The organism is Roseivirga misakiensis (assembly GCF_001747105.1).
GTDB lineage: Bacteria > Bacteroidota > Bacteroidia > Cytophagales > Cyclobacteriaceae > Roseivirga > Roseivirga misakiensis.
On record NZ_MDGQ01000005.1, the window covers coordinates 819,476 to 841,520 of the forward strand.

A 22,045-nucleotide genomic window follows, 5' to 3' on the forward strand; every position below is an offset into this window, starting at 1 on the left:
TGACCTGCCAATTAATTTACAATGGCTGTGCCACAAATTGTAAGTATCTGTAAATCAGTGTAATAAAATCATGTGTGCATTTTTGAACGAAAAAAGGTGTACGATTTTCGTACACCTTATGATTGGTATTGGAACACATTCGAACGAATGTGGTATCGCCAAGCTTGTAATTCTAAAATCTTTAGACGCTCACCGGATTACTTTTGATAAAGCTCAAATCAATATTGATTTCTTGTGCAATTTGCTCCAGTAGTTCGACAACTACTTGATTAGCATCGGTTGGGCTTCCTTCTTTTGATATTAATGATTTACTCAGCTCAAAAACGTTATTCTGTAGGTTTACTAAGAGCGGACTCAAGTGTACCTTCTTGTAAAGCTTCATCGTTTTAAGAATTTCCTCAAGAATCGAATAATTCGATAGGTCTTTCTGGAACTCACCAAACATATGATCCAAACGATCATTAAGCTTAGCACTGATTAATTCACCATTGAGTTTTACATCCCATTTGAGTGTTTCTTCCACAAGCTCTTCCATGCGTTCAATGGCAAAGTGACCATTCGTGAATAGGTCTTTGAACTCGATATTGATAACATCGTCAATGTTTTGTTTCAAAGTAGGAGGGATTTGAAGCTTCTGTCCCTTCATTACATTAAGGATACCATAGTTTCTATCATAGATTTTACGATAGGAATCATAAGCTAAATCTTCACTGTCTGCCAAGTATTGATTGAGCAGCTTCATTTGTTCATCCTTAAACATGCCAAAGAATGAGAAAGTATGTGCTCTAAATTTCTCCTTGATAATATCCACCACTAAAGCCGCATTACTTTTTTCGAATGCATCCGTTAAGGCCGTAGATATTGGGCTGAATTCTTTTGTCGTTAATCGCTTACAGGTTCCACCGATAATATGGTGTTGACCGAGATAAAGCACCACAAAGCTGAATTCTTTCTTAGAGGTAGTTACTTTAGAATTAACCACGGTGGTACCGTAAGCGAGCTTTTGAAGTCCCGCACTCTTCCTTTCGAAAAATAAGCTCTTACAATCGTAATTCAGGACGGTAAGACTTTGTGGATTATCGGCAAAAAGTGAGGCGACAGCATAGTGCATGCCCACTTGGGTAAGCGATAATTGATAAGGTAGTATGTGCTTTAGATAAATATCTTTTCCAGTACCTTCTTCTTTTACATTACTTTCTGCCTTGGCTAAATCTTCTATGAAATCATTTTCAAAGCGATGATTAGACTCACTTTCGGCTAGTTGAATCGCGCGACATGCATACTGTAGAATTTGTAGCGTTTCTATTCCTGAAATGTCATTGAAGAACCAACCACAACTGGTATACATGAGCATGGCATTTCGCTGCATTTCCAGCATTCTCATCACATGAGTTCGCTCATTATCTGTGAGTTGTACTTTGATATGTTTCTTTAAAAATCTATTCAGGTTGGGTTTAGAGCGATCGAGTACGATTCGTATATAATCGTTTCGCATACCCCAAGGATCATCTGTGAATTTAGCTAACCCTTCTTCATAGATATTGATCATTTTATCGCGCGCATTGTCTAAGGCTGTCCTTAACGGTTCACGCCATTTCTGATGCCAGTGCCCTTCACCACCGGTATGGCAGCCGCAATTGCTTCGCCACCTTTCTACTCCGTGAACACAGCTCCAAGAACTATTCTCGTGAATTTGAACTTCATATTCTGGTTCAAATAGAGATAGATACTGCCCGTAATTGGTAATTTTGGTAAGATTGTTCTCTTCAATATAACGGAGGCAATAGGCTAAAGCCATGTCCCCGTTTTTATGGTGATGCCCGTAACTTTCGCCATCAGTGGCAATATGGACGAATTGCCGATCGGATTCTTGCCGAAAGCCTTCCATTAAGTCATGGGCGAAGCGCTTGCCATCTTGTAGAATTCCTTTAAACGCTACATTTTGCGATCGCTGACCATCGTAAAAGAACAATGCGATCGATTTACCATTTGGTAGATTATAGGTGTAGTGCTTGTTTGAATCAATACCCTCTATCCAGTCTTTAGCACCTTTTTTTCTGAATCTAGCGGCTTGTCTTGGCGCAAGTAAGGAGTATTTAATCCCTTGATCGGCCATGATTTCGAGTGTCTCCGTATCAACGGCGGCTTCTCCTAGCCACATGCCTTCTGGCATTCGACCAAATCGATTCTTAAAGTCTTCAATTCCCCAAATTACTTGCGTCTCCTTATCCCTTCGATTAGCCAAAGGCATAATCAAATGGTTGTAAACCTGTGCCACAGCAGATCCATGTCCTCCAAAATTGAGCATGCTCTCCTTGTCAGAATCTAGAATTGCTTGATAGGTGGTTTGGGCGTGTTGTTCCATCCATGAAAGCACGGTTGGTCCAAAATTGAAGCTGATTTTAGAGTAATTATTTACAATGTCAATGATCTTGCCTTCGTCATTGAGCACGCGCGAAAAGGCATTTGGGTAATAGCTTTCTCGCGTAATTCGTTCATTCCAATCGTGGTAAGGGAAAGCACTCGGTTGAATTTCTATCTTTTCTAACCAAGCATTCTCTCTCGGGGGCTGATAAAAGTGCCCGTGTATACATAAGTATCTATCCATCTACGCTGACTCTACTTTTTCTTTTTTGTTGTTTTGGCTGGTTTAGCCTTTTGTTTTAAGATGATAACGCCTAAAGGAGGCAGTTTTAGGTCTAGTGATTTAACTCGGCCATGTTGCGGTGTGGCTTCTGATTTTATAAGCCCTTCATTTAGAACCCCGCTTCCCCAGAATTCCTTCTCATCAGAGTTAAAGATCTCTTCCCAGTCACCGCCATCAATTCCTATACGATAGCTTTCGCGCACCACTGGCGTGAAATTACAAACGACCACTAGGTTGTCTTTAGCATTTTTACCTTTTCGAATGTAGCTGAGAGCTGAGTTTTGGTTGTCATTTAATTCAATCCATTCAAATCCTTCGGCACTAAAGCTATTTTCATAAAGGGCCTTCTCGTTTTTCAATAAGGTGTTAAGCTTTCTCGTTAACGCTTGCATGCCTTTATGCGGTGCATGATCTAAAAGATCCCATGGAATGGAATAGTCATGTTGCCACTCTGTAGTTTGACCAATTTCTCCACCCATAAATACCAGCTTAGTTCCTGGGTGTGTATACATGTAAGCGTATAACAAACGAAGGTTCGCGAATCTTTGCCACTCATCGCCTGGCATTCTATCTAGTAACGGTCCTTTGCCATGCACCACTTCATCATGTGAGAGTGGCAGCATAAAGTTTTCAGTAAACGCATAGTTTAAACTGAAAGTGATATTGTTTTGGTGGTATTGACGGTAATAGGCGTCTTTTTTGAAGTATTCAAGAGTATCATTCATCCAGCCCATCATCCATTTCATACCAAATCCAAGACCTCCTACATAAGTAGGTCTGGATACTGATGGCCACGATGTTGATTCTTCGGCAATCGTCTGAACACCGTCTAACTCACCGTATACGGTTTCGTTTAGTTCTTTTAAGAAGCTTACTGCCTCTAGGTTTTCTCGTCCTCCATGCTGGTTAGGTACCCATTCTCCTTCTTTTCTTGAATAGTCCAAGTAGAGCATCGAAGCTACGGCATCTACCCGCAAACCATCGGTGTGGAAGGTATCTAGCCAATACATGGCACTACTGATCAAAAAGGCCCTGACTTCATTTCTTCCATAGTTGAAGATGTAAGAACTCCAATCAGGGTGATACCCCTGTCTTGGATCGGCATGCTCGAATAGGTGAGTCCCATCGAAGTTGAAAAGTCCATGCGCATCGCTCGGGAAATGTGATGGTACCCAATCGAGGATCACACCAATTTCTTCCTTGTGGAAAGCGTCAATCATGGCCATGAATTCGTCTGGTGTTCCATAACGAGAAGATGGCGCGAAATAGCCTGTGCACTGGTATCCCCATGAACCGAAGAACGGATGCTCCATCACGGGCATAAATTCTACATGGGTATAACCCATATCTTTCACATAGGATACTAGTTCTTTACTGAGCTGCTTGTAGGATAAGGAGTTTCCGTCTTTATCTCTTTTCCATGAGCCTAAGTGTACTTCATAAACCGAGTATGGCTGGTTGAGTCCATTTTTCTCTTTTCTGGACTTCATCCATTTGCTGTCCTTCCATTTATAATCGGTTTCCCAAACGATTGAAGCCGTTTTTGGCGGTACTTCCCAATACATAGCGAACGGATCGCCTTTTTCCAGTATTTGGCCGAAGTTGTTTGAGTGGATTTTGTACTTATAAACGGTTCCTTTTTCAATCCCTTCTATGAATCCTTCCCAAATACCGGATCCATCCCAACGCGGGTATAACTCGTACCCTTCGCCGTTCCAATAATTGAAATCACCAATTACTTGGACTTTTTCAGCATTGGGTGCCCAAACTGAAAATTGCGTTCCTTTTTTGCCATCTACTTCTATGAGCTTTGAGCCTAATTTTTCGTAGAGTTTGAAATGCTTTCCTGATTTGAAAAGCTCGCCATCAAAATCTGTCAATAAGGAATTTGCAGTGGTAAATTGATGTTGTTCCATAGTTAGTCTTCTAAAATTTGTCGTATTCCTGTTAATGGAATAATTACCCAGTCTGGTCTAGCTTTTAATTCATACCCGATTTCGTAAACTGCCTTTTCCAGTAGATGGTATTTCAGCAAATAGCGTATTTCAGACTGATACCCAATGTCTAAATTGTTCGTCATGGCCGTGTTTACATATTTGTTAAGAAACACAGCTGAAATCGCTTGATAATATTTTTCTCCTGCCTCGAACAATTGTTCTTGTGACAGCTTAAAGTTGTTTTTCGAACTGAAAATGGTCGCATAAACCGCATAGTGAAATGATCGCAGCATTCCAGCTACATCTTTCAGCGGGGTTTGCTTTACTTTCCGATCTCTAATGGTACTTTCTGGTTCTCCTTCGTAATCAATGACATAAAAATCATCGGATTCGGTCATTAGGATTTGGCCTAAATGTAAATCACCGTGGATTCTAATTCTACTACTGTTCAGTTCTACTTCTTGAAAGTCGAGGAATCTATTCGTAATCTCTTCTCTTTGGTCGACGAACTCTTGCGCATACTGTTTAGCTAGGCCGTCAAGCTTTTCTACGTTCTCGTCTACCAGTATGAATCGCGCGTTGAGTTGATAGATAATTCTATTTTTCAACCAAACGGTATAGTCACCATTAAAGGCGATTGGGTTGAATTTGGTGTCTACTTTGTTGCTAAAGAGTGCCACATGCATTTCAGCAATTCTAAGCGCAATTTGCTCCACTTTACTGAGCACATCATCGCTAATGAGTAACCTAAAATCTGACTTTAATTCTTCCGGCGATTTAAAGTCAAAGCTCTTCACCGTTTGGATATCGGCTATTTCTATATCTGTAGCTTCAATTCTTTCGAAATAGCCCTTCATCATATCTAAAGTATGATTCCAAGCCTCACCCTTATTCTCTACTTTCTCCTGCATAATGCCAAGAGATAGCGTAGCGTATTGGTTTTTGATCCAGCTAACGCTACCCCCGTAAGCTGGGCTGTTTTTGAATTCACTTTCGTCCGATAAGAATTTCGTGAGTTCAAGATCGGGGTTGGCATCTTGGAAAAGCCTTCTGTACATTTTGAAGAAGAACTTTCCATTGTATTCTATCGAAGTATTGCTTTGGTCAAAGTTCATGACCTGAGAAGACTCATACTCGGGTCTGGACCTTAGTACTTTTCCTCTTTCAAAAACAAGTTTTGTATTTCCGTCTGTGATCGTTTTCTGTAAAAGAATTTGCTCATAAAGCGCCTTTCTGAAGGTTTCAGAATATAAAGCGTCTATAATCCATCCCTTTTTTCCGCCAATCGTAGTTTGGTGCACTCTGCCTTTTTTGTCTATTTCAGATACATCTTCTGTGAAAAGAAGTGTCATGAGATAGTACTCCGTAAACCCAGCTTGAAAGTTGACTTCAATAGTGATCAAGAAAGCCGTTGCTCCGTCTTCTAGCAGAAAAGGCATGTATTGTTCTATGCGATAGGTCTTTGCCTTTTGGGTCTTGGCTGCGTACCACCGCGTCGTCATCATGTATTCTGGTAGAATCTTGTCGCATAAACTAGAACGGTAGGTCTCTTCTGAGAATAATTCGTTCCATGGCATTGCTTTTTGATTGGCTTTAGAAGACATGACTAGATCTTAAAAGTGAATAGAGAATATATGATACGGCACCTGATATGGATCTAACTCTACAAAGTTCCAGTCTTGATTCCAGATGTAGCTGTTTCCAGTCACAAGGTCTGTCATACGCATAGGCGTGTCACCCGAAACACCCATTTTATGCCTTGGTACTTCTACCCAACCACCTTGTTTGTTGTATGGGTCTAAGTTTACGACACAGAGAATATTATTTTTACCATCTTCGCTTTGCTTAAAATAGGCCAGTATTTGGTCGTTTTCGATGGTGCAGAAATCAATATTGTTAGTGAACTGAAATGCCGGTTGTTCTTTTCTAATTTGGTTAATTCTGGTGATCAACTGCGTAAGCTTATTGGTTTTGGTCCAATCCCAGTTCCGAACTTCATATTTTTCCGAGTTTAGATACTCTTCCTTACCGATGTAAGCCGCGTTGTCGATCTGCTCATAAACAGGGCCATACATGCCATAATTAGATGAGAGTGTTGCGGCCATCATATGGCGAACCACGTAGAGGTTTTCATTGCCGCCTTGTAGTATCCAAGGGTTAATGTCGGGCGTGTTTGGCCAGAAGTTCGGTCTGAAATAGTCTTTCATCGGGCTTTTCGTAAGCTCCGTCATATACTCAATCAGCTCGGCTTTGTTGTTTCTCCAAGTGTAGTATGTGTAGCCTTGAGTGAAACCAATTTTAGCCAATCTTTGCATTGTTTTCGGCTTTGTAAAAGCTTCGGCGAGGAAAAGTACATCTGGATCAACTTTTTTGACTTCGGCAATCAGGAATTCCCAGAAACCAAATGGTTTGGTATGTGGATTATCGACCCTGAATATTTTAATCCCTAGTTTATTCCAATACAAAACAATGGAAACGAACTCGTTCCACATGTTTTCCCAATCTTCTGATTCGAAATAGATCGGGTAGATATCCTGGTATTTTTTGGGTGGGTTCTCAGCATACTGAACTGTACCATCTGGACGCCACTTAAACCAAGAGGGGTTTTCTTTGACATAAGGGTGATCTGGCGAGCACTGTAGTGCAAAATCTAAGGCAATTTCAATGCCCTGATCAGCCGCTGCTTTTACCACTTTTTTAAAGTCCGCCAACGACCCTAGCTCTGGAAGTATATCTTTATGTCCACCTGTTGTATTACCGATGGCCCAAGGCACCCCTACATCGTCGGGTAGTGGCGTGGTGGTGTTATTTTTTCCTTTTCTATGGGCTGTCCCAATCGGATGAATCGGAGGGAAGTAAATTACATCAAATCCCATTTTGGATACATATGGCAATACATCCAAGCAGTCTTTAAATGTTCCATGCGCACCTTCTTTCTTTGCGGTAGACCTTGGGAAGAACTCATACCATGTGCTAAAAAGTGCTTTTTGCCGATCGACAACTAGGTTTAGTTCCTTGTTATATGTCGTCGCAAATTCTTTGGTTGGGTGATTATGAAATACATCGTGAAGCTTTTTGGATTGTGCTTCGTCGATGGCAAAGTTGTAAGCTTTTTCGTCTTGAAAGGCTTCAATTAGCTCGGTAACGTAGGCTTTATCATTAGCGCTTTTTTTGGCAACTGTCTCTAGGTACTGAACTCCATCTAAAAGCTCAACATTTACATGTTGATTATCGGCAATTTTTCGCTCGATGTTATGCTGCCAGGTGAGGGGGTAGTCCACCCAAGCCTCTACAGTGTAAGTGTAAGTGCCTTGTTTTTCGGCAATAAATTCACCGACAAACTCATCGTTTCCAGCGTGATGCATTGCGGCGTATTGCCAAGTTTTGGCTTTACCAAATTTGTATTTGATATGCGCACTGAGCACGTCATGGCCATCGGCTAAGATATCGGCAGATACTTGAAATTTCTGTCCAACAGTTCTTTTGGAAGCATGCAAACCGCAATTGATTTCGGGGCTTACATTTTCTATTACAACTCTACTTTGTCCTGATTTCATTGTTGTAGTCTATAGGAGAGGGTTTTGGCTGATGTTTTTGCGTTAATTCGGTAGAATTAAGTTTCTGATTTTCTGGGAAATAAGGGAAAATTGATGGTCTATTCAAGCCTTGCATCTTGAATTATTATGCAAACGGTTGATTGACCATTCTCTAATGTAAGTTCAATGTGTCTATAATGTCAAGTGGGGAGGAGTGAAATAGTCTGAGGAGGAGGGCTCTTGAGAGCGCCAAGTCATTGTGAGATCCTTCGTTTCACTCAGGATGACGGAGACGGTGTCGCATCCTGAAAAGCATAAAAAAAGCCTGTTCATGCAAATGGACAGGCTTTCTGTGTTTAGTATCTATTGCTTATTCAGCGATCACGCTAAATTTCAATTCTTTCTTCACCTCTTTGTGTAGATCAATCTCAAGCTCATAATCGCCCAACATCTTCACTTCACCTTTGAAAGAGATTTTCTTTCTGTCTACATCAACTCCTCTTGCTTTTAAAGCATCAGAAATTTGTAATGTAGTCACGGCGCCAAAGATTTTACCGCTATCACCAGCTTTCGCTTTAATCTCAAGTGCTGCATCACCGATAGCATCAGCAACTGCTTGCGCATCGCTTTTGATTTTATCTGCTTTGTGTGCTGCTTGCTTAATGTTCTCAGCGATCATTTTCTTGTTAGAGTTGCTCGCTAAAATCGCAAATCCTTGAGGGATAAGGTAGTTTCTACCATAGCCTGGTTTTACATCAACTGTATCGTTTTTGTAGCCCAAACCTTTAATATCAGTCTTTAATATAACTTCCATTGTCTTTTCAGTTTTGGGTTCTACTTCAATCCGTCAGCTACGTAAGGCAATAAAGCAATGTGTCTTGCTCTTTTTACAGCTTGCGTTACTTTTTTCTGGTACTTCAAGCTAGTTCCAGTAAGTCTTCTTGGAAGTATCTTACCTTGCTCGTTAATGAAGGCCATCAAGAAATCTGGGTTCTTGTAGTCTACGTATTTGATTCCGTTCTTCTTAAAGCGGCAATATTTTTTTCTTTGCTGCTCTCTATTGATTGGTTCGTTTACTAAAGTCATGCTGCTGCCTCCTCTTTCTTTTTCTTGTTAAAAGCGCCACCTTTTCTTCTGGTGTTGTACTCAACTGCGTGCTTATCTAGAGCTACAGTTAAGAATCGCATAATTTTCTCGTCTCTCTTGAACTCTATTTCTAGTGTTGCAATGGTAGATGGGTCGGCTTTGAATTCAATCAAATTGTAGAAACCAGTAGACTTGTGCTGAATTGGGTAAGCCAATTTCTTAAGTCCCCACATTTCTAAATTCACGATTTCAGCTCCGTTATCTTTCAGGAGTTTCTCGTAACTGCCGACAGCATCCTTCATCTGCTCATCAGACAAAACGGGATTTAAAATGAATACTGTCTCGTAATTGTTTAACATTTTTAATGTATTTGTTTTTCGGCCTGCAAAGATATGAAATACTCTTAAAAAACCCATCGGTTGTAAAAGATTGTCACAGAATTAATTGTAGGGCCATCCTTTTTGTATTTTCGAGCACATTCTAAGAAGATTTAGGTTGAAAAAACGCGCAAACAAACCTCTTATCGCCATTCTATTCATTTTGATCATCCCGGTCATTGTTTATGGTGTTTTCGAATTAAATTCCCTTACAGCAGACGAACGCGAACTTGAAAAAATCTATCAGCGTCAGCTTGAGTCTGTTCTGTTTTCTATCAACCAAAGTGTGCAAGACAAGGTCTCGGATATCACCACGATGATGGATCGTGATTTGGGTGTGGTTTCCGATGCTGAATGGCTCGAAGAATTAAGCGCTTATAACTTCTTTTGGGGTTTGTATTTGAAAGATGCCTCCGATGGTGATGACCAACTTTATACATTGCCGGAATATGAAAAAAGGGGGCTGACATCCGTTGCCGATAGTATTTTTAACCAAAACCAAAGTGTCTTCGATCGGCTGTTACAATACAAAGAAGCTGGTGATTTCATGAAAATTGAAAAGAGCGATAAACAGTTCTTTAACAAGGGGAAAGAATTAGATTTTTTCTTCTTCGTGCTGGGTTCTGGGGAGTCAGCAAAATTTGGTATTTATTTCTTCGATGCCGTACTGATGATTGAGCAATACTTAGTGCCAAAGTTTCAAGAAATTGCCCGCGAAGACTTTATTCTTACTTGCCGAAGAATTTCGGATGGCTATGTGGTTTATTCCACGAAAGAGAACGTATTCGGAAGCTATGAAAGCGAACCGATCGATTTACTGCCCAAGTACGAAATCGGTATCGATCGGGCAGGTGGAACGATACAAGAAGCGGTGAATAAAAGGAAAACACAGAGCATCATTGCCCTCGGCTTACTTATGATTGTAATGCTGATCGGTATTATTCTAGTTTTCAGAAGCATCCAACAAGAAATGAAACTGGCTCAAAAGAAGGCAGATTTTGTTTCGAACGTTTCTCACGAAATAAGAACTCCTTTGGCTTTGATAAATATGTTTGCCGAGACGCTATTAATGGATAGGGTTAGGACCGAAGATAAGAAGAAGGAATATTATGGCATTATAACCAAAGAGGTTGGTCGCCTAACAAATATGGTCAACCGAATCCTAAGTTTTTCTAAAATTGAAGCGAGCAAGCGGACTTATGACAAACGTGCGGTTGATTTAAATACGGTGGTGGAAGAAGTTTACAATACCTACTCCTACCACCTTGAGAATAATGGCTTCAAACATGGTATTCAATTGTCAGACGAAATCCTAAATATAGAAGCCGATCACGAAGCCCTAATTGAGGTAATTGTAAACCTTTTAGATAACGGCATGAAATATAGCCCAGATGAGAAAAGTTTGGTGATCGAATCTGGCCGAAAAAACGAAATGGCTTACGTAGCTGTTACCGATCATGGTATGGGCATCCCGAAAAACCAACTCGATAAATTGTTCGAAAAGTTTTATCGCGTGCCTACGGGCGATGTTCACGACACCAAGGGTTCTGGCCTGGGACTTACCATTGTGCAACATATAATGGATGCCCACGAAGGTAAGGTGGAAGTGACCAGCACGGTAGGAAAGGGCAGTACCTTTAAATTATTTTTCCCATTACATAAAAACGAAAATGTCTAAAATTCTAATAGTAGAAGATGAACCTGCAATGCGTCTTGGGCTCAAAGACAACCTTGAGTTTGAGTCTTATGAAGTAGAAGTGGCTATTGACGGTCAGGAGGGCTTGGAGAAAGCTCAAAATGGTCAATTCGACCTAATTATATTAGATGTAATGATGCCGAAAATGTCCGGGTTCGACGTTTGTAAGGCTATTCGTAAACAAGGCGTGTTAACACCAATCATTTTCCTTACTGCCAAGAGTGAAGAAATCGATAAAGTACTTGGTTTAGAGTTAGGTGCAGATGATTACCTCACCAAACCTTTCAGCTTACGCGAATTAATTGCTCGAGTAAAAGCAATACTTCGCCGATTTAAACCTTCGGCAGCGAGTGAAGTCTCTGGACCAATAGCTATTGGTAATCTCACAGTGGATTTCTCACAGTTTACCGCTTCCAATGAAGCCGGCGACGTGAGAATGTCTCACAAAGAGTACGAGATATTACAATACTTGCTCGAACACAAAAACGAGGTGGTTAGTCGTTATGACTTATTGAACAAGGTTTGGGGCTATGAAAGCCAACCGACCACCAGAACGGTAGATAATTTTATCTTGAGGTTGAGACAAAGAATAGAAGAAAACCCTAATGAGCCTAAACATATTTTGACGGTTCACGGGGTTGGGTATAAATTTATTTTGAACTAAAAAGCATAAAAAAAACATGCGTTTGAGGCGATTAAAAGAGTTTTTTAGTCACTTGTGACATTTGGTGACATCTCTTTACGGGCATATGACATTCAGATTTAATATGGCCCGTATGTTTGAAAAAGAAACAACAAAAGCCCAACGGTTAAAACTAACACAACTAAACTACTACCAACTCAGCCACTCAAAATTTGAGGGCTGAGTTTTAGAAACGCAAAGCATGTATAAGACAATTATCATATCATTATTAGTTCTCATTACTGTCGGAGTATCAGGTCAGGACCTCGACAGACTATATAATTTAAGAGGGGATTGGAAGTTTTTCATCGGAGACAAGGCGGAGTACGCCGAAAAGGATTTCGATGATTCTGGCTGGGAAGAGATTTATGTACCGAGAAGATGGGAGCGCGAAGGCTTCAATGGTTATGACGGTTTCGCATGGTATAGAACAAAGATCGACGGTGACGAATTCGAAAAAGAAGGAAGTCACTATTTGAGACTTGGCTATATCGATGATGTGGATGAAGTGTTTTTCAATGGCGTTAAAATTGGTTTTTCAGGTAGTTTTCCTCCCAACTATTCTACGGCTTGGAATGCCAAAAGAGAATATAGAATACCTACGCAGCTGATCGATAGAAATGGAAAAAATACTATCGCTGTCAGGGTTTTCGACAAAGGCGGTGAAGGCGGAATCTATAGCGGCGAAGTTGGCTTGCTAGTAGCCGATGCCGCCTATAACGAAATGTATCCTTTAGAGGGTGTATGGAAAATCAGAACAAGAGATAGAGAAGAATATGCCAATGAGGTTTATGATGATTCTAATTGGGAAGACATCATCGTACCTTCTAACTGGAAAACGATCGGCATACGGAATTACCGAGGTTTTGCTTGGTATAGAAAGGTATTTGAAATCCCAGAAGGTGGTAAAATCAAAGAGTTTACATTGGTTGGTGGCTATATCGATGACTTTGACGAGATTTTTGTCAATGGAGTAAAAATAGGCGAAACCAATGATGGAAAACGTATCGGTCGATCGCGTAGTTTTAGCGAATTAAGACTCTATGATATACCGAGAAACTTGCTCAAGCCAGGAAAAAATACCATAGCTGTTCGAGTGGAAGATATCGGGGATAATGGTGGCATTTATGCAGGTCCTGTCGCCATTGTGCCATCCAAGATCGTTACAAAATTTGCAAGGGATAGTCAATTTTGGCGATAAGGCCTTTGATTAATTACCTCAAGTAATTCTGCATTAATGTCGTGCCCACCTTTGAACTTCAGAGTCTCGGGCACGATTTTTATTGTTTCGGCGATACCTTCTTGCTCAGCGATTCGCCCCGCTGTTAAGTATTCATCTTCAGTTCCATAAACAAGTATACATTCCTTATCACGGAGTTTTCTATGACTTGCCAAGGGCGGAAGGTCTGGTGGAAATATCCCAGCCCAAAGCACCAAACGATCAAAGTGAACCTCGGTTTGCGTCGCAAATCTGGAAATAGTGGCGCCGCCTTGAGAAAACCCTAAAAGTGTCACCATAACATCAGGGTTTAAGCTCGTTTTTACCTCTTGCATGACTGCCGATAGATAAGTAAGGTAGTTCTCTATATCATTCTGCCGGTCTTCCTTGGTCATCCAAGTGGCACCGACCCTTCCAGTAAAACCTTGTAAATAATACCTGAACAGTCCTTCAGGAGCTACAATCAGCGTTTTACCATCATCAAGCTTTTCGAATTTTCTAATAAAGTATTTGGCGAGTTGGCCATGCCCATGGCACACGAACCAAACTTGTTCAATATTAGAGCTTGGTGTCCCTAAGACCTCATATCGTGCCTGAAAAGGAACAGTAATTCTATTTTCCATGCATTAAGAAAGTTGTTCTACAGAGAACTTGAAAGGTAGCAAGTTATCAATTGACTCGGACATCAGAATGTCGCCTTTTCCACCTGTCAGATATACTTCAATTGGAGTGTTTTGTTCCACCTCATACTCACTCATTACTTGCCGACAACTTCCACATGGGGCAGGGATGTTATTTTCATTAGCATCCATTTGAAGGGCAACGATGGCCACCTTTAAAATTTTAGACTTGGGGTGATTCGCGCTGGCAGCAAAAAAGGCTACTCTTTCGGCACAAAGGCCAGCGGGATAGGCAGCATTCTCTTGATTATTACCTAAAACGACTTTACCGTCTTCGAGCAAAACAGCTGCTCCAACTTTAAAATTAGAATATGGGGCTCTTGCATTATTAGCAGTATGGCGCGCTTTATCAACTAATAACCTTACCTCTTCATCAAGTTCATCTTTATGGAAAACACGGAGGGAAAGTTCTTTCTTTATTTCTTTTGGCATATCTGAATTTCAAGCGGATAGGAAGATACGAATGTTTGGTCAGCAAGGTTGCCCGCAAGCATTTCCAAGTATTCATTTGAAGTTAAATGAGTTTTTGCCTAATTCGAGTTCAAAGAATTTTTTATGAATCATATCTTGGTTTTAGGCGCTGGTCGCTCCGCTACTTCCCTTATTTCGTATTTACTTGAAGCAGCTTCCGAAAAAGGTTGGACGGTGAGTGTTGCCGATTACGCCCTCCAATTAGCTGAGGAAAAGGTCAATAATCACCCGAATGGGAAAGCGATTGCCTTCAATATCAATAAAGACGATGAAAAAGAAGCGCTGATTGCTAAAAACGATGTGGTGATTTCCATGTTGCCTGCGAAATTCCACCCGACTGTGGCCGAAACCTGCCTGAAATTTGGTAAACATCTGATTACAGCTTCTTATGTTTCTGAAGATATGAAGGCCATGGATCAACAGGCTAAAGAAAAAGGTATTCTGTTTTTAAATGAGTGTGGTCTTGATCCCGGAATCGATCATATGTCGGCAAAGAAAGTGATCGACTTTATAAGAAATGAAAAAGGGCAGCAGCTACGGGCTTTCGAGTCGTTTACTGGTGGTCTTCTGGCACCTGATCCTAAAGATGATAACCCTTGGCAATATGGTTTTACTTGGAATCCAAGAAACGTTGTATTGGCAGGGCAAGGAACGGTTAAGTTTATCCAAGAGGGGCGCTATAAATACATTCCATATCCTAAGCTTTTCAGGCGAATAGAAATGATCCATATTCCTGGTCATGGATATTTTGAGGGCTATGCGAATCGTGACTCTTTGAAATATTTGGAAGTATATGAACTAGAAGGTATTCAAACCTTGTACAGAGGTACTTTACGACGACCGGGCTTCTGTAAAGCTTGGGATATCTTTGTTCAATTGGGTGCTACAGATGACTCTTATGAAATGGAGTCTGTAACTCAAATGACGCACAGGCAGTTTATCAATTCTTTCTTATCCTTTAATCCTGACGATTCGGTGGAGCTAAAACTTGCTCATTACTTAGGTTTAGATAAAGATGGAGCCGAAATGCATAAGCTAAATTGGTTAGGACTTTTTGATGAGGAGCCAGTGGGATTAATGAAAGGTACTCCTGCTCAAATCCTTGAACACATCTTGAAGAAAAAATGGACGATTAGCCCTGATCAAAAAGATCAAATCGTAATGTGGCATTTGTTTGACTATGAGGAGCAAGGTAAAACGAAACGGATAAGGTCGGCCATGGTTGCTAATGGTGAAAACGCGATGGATACTGCCATGTCTAAAACAGTGGGCCTGCCATTGGGTATTGCTACTAAATTGCTCATGGAAGGCAAAATAGAAGCTAGAGGCGTGCAAATACCGATAACTCCTGAATTCTATAACCCGATTTTAGCGGAGCTTGAGACGCTAGGTTTCGACTTTGTTGAAGAAGAGGTGGTATTGGACTAGCTACCTCTTTTTTTCTTCTTTTTCTTGTCCTTGCGTTTAAAGATATTGCCGATTTTCTTCAGGATGCCCTCTTTCTTTTTAGGCTCGGCAGTTTCTGGGGTATAATCGAATTCCGTCACCTTAGGCTTGCTGTTATTGACGAAGACGCGATTGAGTACCCCTGTTTTCTTTTCCGTGGCACAGCTCATCATATTTTGGATGGCTATGGACGGTGGAGGAAATTGAGCATCGGTGTAGCGTTCAAAACCACCTTGTGCGATCATTTTCTGCTGCAAAAGTCCAAAGATCGGTAAAGCTGAATTAGCACCCTGCCCCATCGCGGTAGTTCTAAAGCCTATTCTGTAATCATCGGCACCGACCCAAGAAATTGTGAGCAGCCTTGGAGTAATTCCAACAAACCAGCCGTCTTTGTTATCTTGAGTTGTCCCTGTTTTGCCTGCTATATCATTTTTCAAACCATATTTCCAGCGTAATCGAGTTGCAGTTCCCTCATTAACAACACCTTTCATCATTTCTAACATCGCTAGCCTTGTGCTTTCCGAGAAAACAGGTTCTTCAGCTACTTTTGGTTGAAATTCGGCCAAGACCTCGCCATTACTATTCTCAATTCGTTTGATAAAGTAGGGTGTAGAAGGTTTACCCATATTTAGGAAGCTCGTATAGGCTTTAGCCAATTCCATAATCGAAATACTGGCCGTACCTAAGGCGATTGAAGGGACTTGAGGTATTTCGGATTCAATCCCCATTCGTTCAGCCAAGTCAATTACATTTTCGATACCGCCGTCTTCCATTACTTTCACCGCCACCGTATTGACCGAATTTGCTAATGCAGACTTCATCGCGTAGCGTTTGTCGTAGTCTGGCGTGCCTGAGTTTACAGGCGTCCAATTATTATAATTTGTATAAGTTACCTGTCGCGCGGAGTAGAATTTGCACGGTTCTATGCCTTGTTCCAGGGCTGTTGCATAAACTACCGGTTTAAAAGTAGAACCCACTTGCCTTTTACTTTGTGAGACATGATCGTATTGAAAGTGCTCATAATCTATTCCCCCAATCCAAGCCTTAATTTCTCCCGCAAAAGGATCTACGGACAGTACACCCGCATTTAGAAACTTGGTATAATGTCTAATACTATCAAGGGCGCTTGCTTTTACCAGTTTTTTCCCTGCCCAATCCCACAATTCAATATTATGTTTTACACTTAAAGAATCCTGTATTGCCTTTTCAGATAATCCTTTATCCTTAAGTTTTTTGTAGACGTTCGATTTGTAAACGGCATCTTTTAAAATGTCTTTATTTCTGTACCATGGGGCTTGTTGACCATAGCTCTGTTCAAAGTCCGATTGCAACTGAGTCAGATGTTCGGTCAGCGATTCCTCTGCCAGTTTTTGCATGCCATAATCCAGTGTAGTATAAACCTTTAGTCCGCTGGTGTATAGATTATAATTGGTTCCAACTGAGTCATTATAATCTTTCAACCACGACTGTACCTTTTTTCGGAGATTGGCTCTGAAATAAGCTGCTGTACCTTGATTATGGCTGTAGGGAGTATAACTCAATTCCAATGGCGTATTGGACGCTATTTGGTACTGCTCTTCGGTCAAGTAGCCGTATTTTTTCATTTGGTTCATTACCACATTGCGCCTGAGTTTCGATCTCTCTGGAAATAGGCGAGGGTTGTAGCTATGGGAGGCTTTCAGCATGCCGACGATGACTGCTGACTCTTCTAATGTTAATTCTTGAGCGGTTTTACTGAAAAACTTTTCGGCAGCACTCTCTATTCCAAAGGTATTATCACCAAAAGGAACTGTGTTTAGGTATAGAGTAATGACTTCTTCTTTACTATAAATTTTCTCAAGCCGGACGGCCAAAATAGATTCTCGAGTTTTAGATACTGGCATTGAAAATATGCCATGATCTTGACGTGGGTATAAGTTTTTTATGAGTTGTTGCGAAATTGTACTTCCACCTCCAGAAGATTCATTTCTCAATAGGATAGTCTTGAAAATCACCCTAAGTAGGCTGCGTCTATCTACGCCGTTATGTTCGTAGAAGCGCGCGTCTTCCGTGGCTACGAGCGCGTCAATTAAATGCTTGGGAATCTCTTCAAAGTCGATCGGCTGACGGTCAAATATGAAGTATTTGCCTAGAAGTTCGCCATCGGCAGCAAAGATTTCAGTAGCCTCACTTTGGCGAATGTCAGAAAGCTGTTCTTTTGTTGCTAAAGGCTCCCAAAAGCCCCAATAAACACTGAAATAAAACCCGATCAAGCCCGTAATTAGGACAAGAGAGATGCCCAAAAGCCATTTGAGTATCTTTTTTCGTTTAGGTTTTACTTTGGTCATGTGGGTAGCTAGATAACGTGATGCGAAGGTGCTTCTTATAAGTTAATATAGAAAATAATCTTCTGCACTTTCTTCATTGAAAAAGCTGTGTTTTGTAGTTCAAATTTGAGAACATTGTATGTGCAGCAATCGAGTATATTTCTGAACCGCCAAGAAGCGATCGATTTGGTAGAAAAACTCAAAATGAGTGATTACCAAGCTGGTTATGATTTTGATAAACATCAATTTCTTTTCACCAATACTGCAACTGAATTCAAGTTAAGGTTACCCATTACCATTAAAGTAAATGAGGGTAATATTGATCCAGATTATCAGGTAAAATACTTAATGCTTTTAGTGCAGACAGGTAGCGCAGCAGTCGGTGTTTTTGAAGGAGAAACTTGTCTTGAACACAAGGTGCTATCGGCCTATATGGTGCGTAAAAAACAAGGAAAGAGTCAGCTGAAGCACTTAAAGACTAAAGGTAAATCTCGAGCGGGTTCTAGGGTGCGTTTGGCCAAGACCCTTATCTTCTTTGAACAGATAAATGAACGTATTACCCGACATATCAAAGAAAATGAATTCGATAGGATAGCTTTCAGTTGCTCTAAAATCCTAATGCCTCATTTGTTCAATTCTAAGGTGCCAACTCCATTTGATAGAAAAGATGAGAGGATTTATAAGATTCCTAAACACTTACATCAACCCAACTTTGAGGTGATGCTAGGCATGCAACGCTTTTTAAACAAAGCTGAGCTTATTGGTACTCCAGAATCTTTGGAATCTCTAGGGTTTGAGAGGTAATCCTATTGCTATTTATGATGATCAGCGGCGTAAGCTGCAGCACCAATAATCCCCGAATTATTCTCCTTTTCCCCAACAACAAACGGGGTTTTGATAGTAATCTGATCTCTGAATTTATGGATGTGTTTACTAACCCCACCAGCCAAAATGATAAAGTCAGGGCTAACAATTCGTTCCACATGTGTTAAGAACTTATTGAGCCTTTTTCCCCAAACATCAAAGTCTAGTTTTTCTCTCTTTCGGGCCGAATCGGCTGCATAGTGCTCGATATTTTGGCCTTTTTTATAGTATAGATGGCCTAATTCGAAATTTGGAATAAGTACACCATCATAAAACAATCCGCTGCCCAGTCCTGTACCAATAGTAATCATTAAGACCAAACCACTATGGTGGCGGCCAGCGCCGTATTTCATTTCAGCTAGTCCAGCAGCATCTGCATCATTAATGACATTAAATATTTGATTGCAGTGATTTCTGAAGTGGTCGTCGATTTGCATTCCCTTCCAGCTTTCATGCAAATTGCTATGGTACTTTGCCTTGCCATTGACAACTACTGTAGGAAACGCGATTCCAATATTATCTTTCCAATGGAAATTTTCCTGTATCTGTTTGATCACCAACGCCATATCATCAGGTTTTCTACCTTCTGGCGTAGGAATTCTAAATCTTTCAGAAATTAAGTGTCCCGTTTGTGTGTCAACAATGGCGCCTTTTATACCGCTACCACCGATGTCTATACCTAAAATATCCATGCGTTTCCTTAGAAAGGGGCACAAGGTATTAGATTTTATCAGTGGCTGCAAGTGTATGGGATAACTTGCTCAAAAGACCTTATAAATGGAGGTAAAATGGTTTTAATAGTTCAATAAATTCTGGTGTGTACTGTTGGTCTGCTTTCTTGATAACAATACTTGAATCCTTCTTTACCGACTCCTTTTTTTTACTAAATGCAGTCACTACGCGTATAGCGGAGGTTCCCTCTGTGTTTTTAATGCTGATACTATTTGCTTCCATGAACCCAACCTTTAAAGCCATCTCTTTGAATAGGCTCATTTCATATGGTGGGTACATAAGCCATAGCGATCCCTGATCATGAAGTAGATCGTTGCATCTTTTTAAGAGGATCTCCATTGGAAGGGTATGGTCATGCACCGCCTGATTTTTGACTTTTGATTTTCCGAGTGCATTTCCTTTGAAAAATGGAGGGTTACAAACGATCTGATCAAATTTTCTGGAAGGATTGAATGCTTGTAGACTAGTAGTGTGCACTTTTAATTGACCTGCCCAAGGCGAAGTCCTGAAATTATGGCTTGCTTGTTCTGCCACAGATTCGTCTATTTCTATGGCTTCAATCTGGGCACTAGTTTTTTGTGCCAGCATAAGGGATAATAGCCCTGTTCCAGTACCTACATCCAATATTGTCCCTGTTGGTACAGGTTGGATCAGCGCGCCAAAAAGACAACCATCGGTGGTCACCTTCATACCGGCCTTATCTTGCTCTATTCGGAATTGTTTGAACTGAAAGTAGGTATTTGCCAAATCGGATTAGGAATAAAGTCCAGACTCAAAGCCTTCGTCAATAAGATGATTGCCGCCGTCGGCAGCCTCTACAGCCAGTTGATCGCAACGCTCGTTTTCTTCAATTCCAGCGTGACCTTTCACCCATTGAAATGTAACCCGATGCTTTTTATACACTTCTGCAAAACGTAACCAAAGATCTTTGTTCTTCTTTCCTTTGAAGTCTTTCTTGATCCAGTTCCAAAGCCAACCTTTCTCTACCGAATCAATCACGTACTTAGAATCAGAATACACCTTCACCTTGGCTTGTTCTACTTTCAAACTTTCCAAGCCTATGATGACTGCCAGGAGCTCCATGCGGTTGTTAGTCGTTTTACGATAACCTTGGGAGAGTTCTTTCCGGTGTTCTTTGTATTTCATCACTGCTCCATAGCCTCCAGGGCCAGGATTTCCTCTCGAAGAGCCATCGGTGTAAATTACTATCATAGGTTAATGATGTTGTCTTTGAATAATTTAATGGCAATGGAGAGTAATATAATCCCAAATACTTTTTGAAGCACGCCTAATCCGGCATCACCAATTTTTCTCTCTAACCAGTTGGTAGATTTTAACACAGCGTAGACAAAAATCAAGTTCACTACAATGCCGACAAGTATATCCAGTTCGGCATATTCTGCGCGAATGGAAATAATGGTAGTTAGTGTTCCTGCACCTGCAATTAGCGGGAAAGCGATCGGTACGATAGATGAACTACCTGAGGCACTTGGGTCATTTTTAAAAAAGTTTCTCCCTAAAATCATTTCAAGCCCAATAATGAACATTACAATCGATCCAGCTATGGCAAAAGAGCCTACATCAACCCCAAATAATCCCAAAAGGTTGTCGCCAATGAAGAGGAATAGAATCATTAGAATTCCAGCGGCTAAAGTTGCTTTTCCTGACTGAATATGTCCGTTTTTCTTCCTTAAATCAATGATTACAGGAGTAGAACCAAGTATGTCGATCACTGAGAAAAGGATCAACGTAACTGAAAGAATAGCTTTAAAACTAAGCATGATTAAAAAGTTTATGCAAAGCTAGGAATAGCCTTTGTGATTATGTTCAAAAGGGGTGGAATTCTTTGTCCTATGGCGATGAAAAAATCGCTTGAACTTTAAGTTTTTGAGGTTAGGTAACCTAGGGCCATTTCATAGCCTTTTAGCCCAAATCCAGTAATCATACCTGCACATTCCTTAGTAATAAGGCTCAGGTGTCTGAATTCTTCTCGCGCATGGATATTCGAAATATGAACTTCGACTACAGGTGTTTTTATGGCCGCTATGGCGTCAGATATTGCTACAGAGGTGTGCGTATAACCGCCACCATTAAAGATGATTCCGTCATAGTCAAACCCAACTTCGTGAAGCTTATTGATGAGTTCGCCCTCAACATTGCTTTGGTAGTAGGAGAGGTCAACTTCTGTAAAAGTACCCTTAAGTTTTTCTAAATATCCCTCGAATGATTCATCACCATAAATACTTTTCTCTCGAGTACCGAGTAGGTTAAGATTGGGTCCGTTAATGATGATTATCTTCATAAAGATCAAATCTAAAGCATTCTTTAATTGTTCCGAAGTTTAGGCAGCGATTATTACCGCATAG

Annotated in this window: 20 protein-coding genes; 5 read left to right on the top strand and 15 right to left on the bottom strand. The window is 40.8% G+C overall.

Annotation, left to right across the window (positions count from 1 at the left end; genetic code table 11):
- Positions 1-181: 181 nt before the first annotated feature.
- From BFP71_RS11315 to rpsF, 7 genes are all read right to left on the bottom strand, one after another.
- Positions 182-2,608 carry a DUF3536 domain-containing protein gene (locus BFP71_RS11315; protein WP_069835577.1) on the bottom strand — a complete coding sequence of 809 codons (2,427 nt, stop codon included), beginning with the start codon at positions 2,606-2,608 and terminating at the stop codon, positions 182-184.
- A gap of 11 nt (positions 2,609-2,619) precedes the next feature.
- Positions 2,620-4,563 (bottom strand): 1,4-alpha-glucan branching protein GlgB, encoded by a 1,944-nt coding sequence (glgB, locus tag BFP71_RS11320; RefSeq protein WP_069835578.1) that lies wholly within the window; start codon positions 4,561-4,563, stop codon positions 2,620-2,622.
- 2 nt (positions 4,564-4,565) lie between these two features.
- Entirely contained in the window at positions 4,566-6,188 is a 1,623-nt protein-coding gene (locus BFP71_RS11325) for a hypothetical protein (protein ID WP_069835579.1), read from the bottom strand.
- Positions 6,189-6,197: 9 nt separating this feature from the next.
- The gene (locus tag BFP71_RS11330) at positions 6,198-8,141 is read right to left on the bottom strand and encodes an alpha-1,4-glucan--maltose-1-phosphate maltosyltransferase (RefSeq protein WP_069835580.1); all 1,944 of its coding nucleotides are present in this window, start codon (positions 8,139-8,141) and stop codon (positions 6,198-6,200) included.
- Between the two features lie 349 nt (positions 8,142-8,490).
- Positions 8,491-8,934 (bottom strand): 50S ribosomal protein L9, encoded by a 444-nt coding sequence (gene rplI, locus BFP71_RS11335; protein WP_069835581.1) that lies wholly within the window; start codon positions 8,932-8,934, stop codon positions 8,491-8,493.
- A 20-nt stretch (positions 8,935-8,954) separates the two neighbouring features.
- Positions 8,955-9,206, bottom strand: coding sequence for a 30S ribosomal protein S18 (rpsR, locus tag BFP71_RS11340; RefSeq protein WP_069835582.1), 252 nt, complete (start codon positions 9,204-9,206; stop codon positions 8,955-8,957).
- Positions 9,203-9,565: a 30S ribosomal protein S6 gene (rpsF, locus tag BFP71_RS11345; RefSeq protein ID WP_069837053.1), complete on the bottom strand. Its 363-nt coding sequence runs from the start codon at positions 9,563-9,565 to the stop codon at positions 9,203-9,205. The genes rpsR and rpsF overlap by 4 nt, the downstream gene beginning before the upstream one ends.
- 136 nt (positions 9,566-9,701) lie before the next feature.
- On the opposite strand from rpsF, the gene BFP71_RS11350 reads away from it, so the two are divergent.
- From BFP71_RS11350 to BFP71_RS11360, 3 genes are all read left to right on the top strand, one after another.
- Complete coding sequence (locus BFP71_RS11350; protein WP_069835583.1) at positions 9,702-11,261, top strand: sensor histidine kinase; 1,560 nt, start codon at positions 9,702-9,704, stop codon at positions 11,259-11,261.
- Entirely contained in the window at positions 11,254-11,943 is a 690-nt protein-coding gene (locus BFP71_RS11355; protein ID WP_069835584.1) for a response regulator transcription factor, read from the top strand. Before BFP71_RS11350 ends, BFP71_RS11355 begins: the two co-directional genes overlap by 8 nt.
- Positions 11,944-12,163: 220 nt before the next feature.
- Entirely contained in the window at positions 12,164-13,162 is a 999-nt protein-coding gene (locus BFP71_RS11360; protein ID WP_069835585.1) for a sugar-binding domain-containing protein, read from the top strand.
- Here BFP71_RS11360 and BFP71_RS11365 read toward each other — a convergent pair.
- Both BFP71_RS11365 and BFP71_RS11370 read right to left on the bottom strand, forming a co-directional pair.
- Complete coding sequence (locus BFP71_RS11365) at positions 13,147-13,803, bottom strand: alpha/beta hydrolase (protein WP_069835586.1); 657 nt, start codon at positions 13,801-13,803, stop codon at positions 13,147-13,149. The genes BFP71_RS11360 and BFP71_RS11365 overlap by 16 nt on opposite strands.
- A 3-nt stretch (positions 13,804-13,806) precedes the next feature.
- Complete coding sequence (locus tag BFP71_RS11370) at positions 13,807-14,292, bottom strand: cytidine deaminase (protein WP_069835587.1); 486 nt, start codon at positions 14,290-14,292, stop codon at positions 13,807-13,809.
- Positions 14,293-14,415: 123 nt separating this feature from the next.
- On the opposite strand from BFP71_RS11370, the gene BFP71_RS11375 reads away from it, so the two are divergent.
- Positions 14,416-15,759 carry a saccharopine dehydrogenase family protein gene (locus tag BFP71_RS11375; protein ID WP_069835588.1) on the top strand — a complete coding sequence of 448 codons (1,344 nt, stop codon included), beginning with the start codon at positions 14,416-14,418 and terminating at the stop codon, positions 15,757-15,759.
- Here the strand turns inward: BFP71_RS11375 and BFP71_RS11380 are convergent.
- Positions 15,756-18,104 (bottom strand): transglycosylase domain-containing protein, encoded by a 2,349-nt coding sequence (locus tag BFP71_RS11380; protein ID WP_069835589.1) that lies wholly within the window; start codon positions 18,102-18,104, stop codon positions 15,756-15,758. The two genes, BFP71_RS11375 and BFP71_RS11380, sit on opposite strands and share 4 nt — an antisense overlap.
- 105 nt (positions 18,105-18,209) lie before the next feature.
- On the opposite strand from BFP71_RS11380, the gene BFP71_RS11385 reads away from it, so the two are divergent.
- Positions 18,210-18,887 carry a hypothetical protein gene (locus BFP71_RS11385; protein WP_141719743.1) on the top strand — a complete coding sequence of 226 codons (678 nt, stop codon included), beginning with the start codon at positions 18,210-18,212 and terminating at the stop codon, positions 18,885-18,887.
- An 8-nt stretch (positions 18,888-18,895) separates the two neighbouring features.
- Here BFP71_RS11385 and ppgK read toward each other — a convergent pair whose 3' ends face one another.
- From ppgK to aroQ, 5 genes are all read right to left on the bottom strand, one after another.
- Positions 18,896-19,639 carry a polyphosphate--glucose phosphotransferase gene (ppgK, locus tag BFP71_RS11390; RefSeq protein ID WP_069835590.1) on the bottom strand — a complete coding sequence of 248 codons (744 nt, stop codon included), beginning with the start codon at positions 19,637-19,639 and terminating at the stop codon, positions 18,896-18,898.
- 79 nt (positions 19,640-19,718) lie between these two features.
- Entirely contained in the window at positions 19,719-20,426 is a 708-nt protein-coding gene (locus BFP71_RS11395) for a tRNA1(Val) (adenine(37)-N6)-methyltransferase (RefSeq protein ID WP_069835591.1), read from the bottom strand.
- 6 nt (positions 20,427-20,432) lie between these two features.
- Positions 20,433-20,891: a ribonuclease HI gene (gene rnhA, locus BFP71_RS11400; protein WP_069835592.1), complete on the bottom strand. Its 459-nt coding sequence runs from the start codon at positions 20,889-20,891 to the stop codon at positions 20,433-20,435.
- Positions 20,888-21,460 (bottom strand): MarC family protein, encoded by a 573-nt coding sequence (locus BFP71_RS11405; protein ID WP_069835593.1) that lies wholly within the window; start codon positions 21,458-21,460, stop codon positions 20,888-20,890. The genes rnhA and BFP71_RS11405 overlap by 4 nt, the downstream gene beginning before the upstream one ends.
- A gap of 98 nt (positions 21,461-21,558) precedes the next feature.
- On the bottom strand, positions 21,559-21,981 hold the full coding sequence (gene aroQ / locus BFP71_RS11410) for a type II 3-dehydroquinate dehydratase (RefSeq protein WP_069835594.1): 423 nt from the start codon (positions 21,979-21,981) through the stop codon (positions 21,559-21,561).
- Between the last annotated feature and the right edge of the window lie 64 nt (positions 21,982-22,045).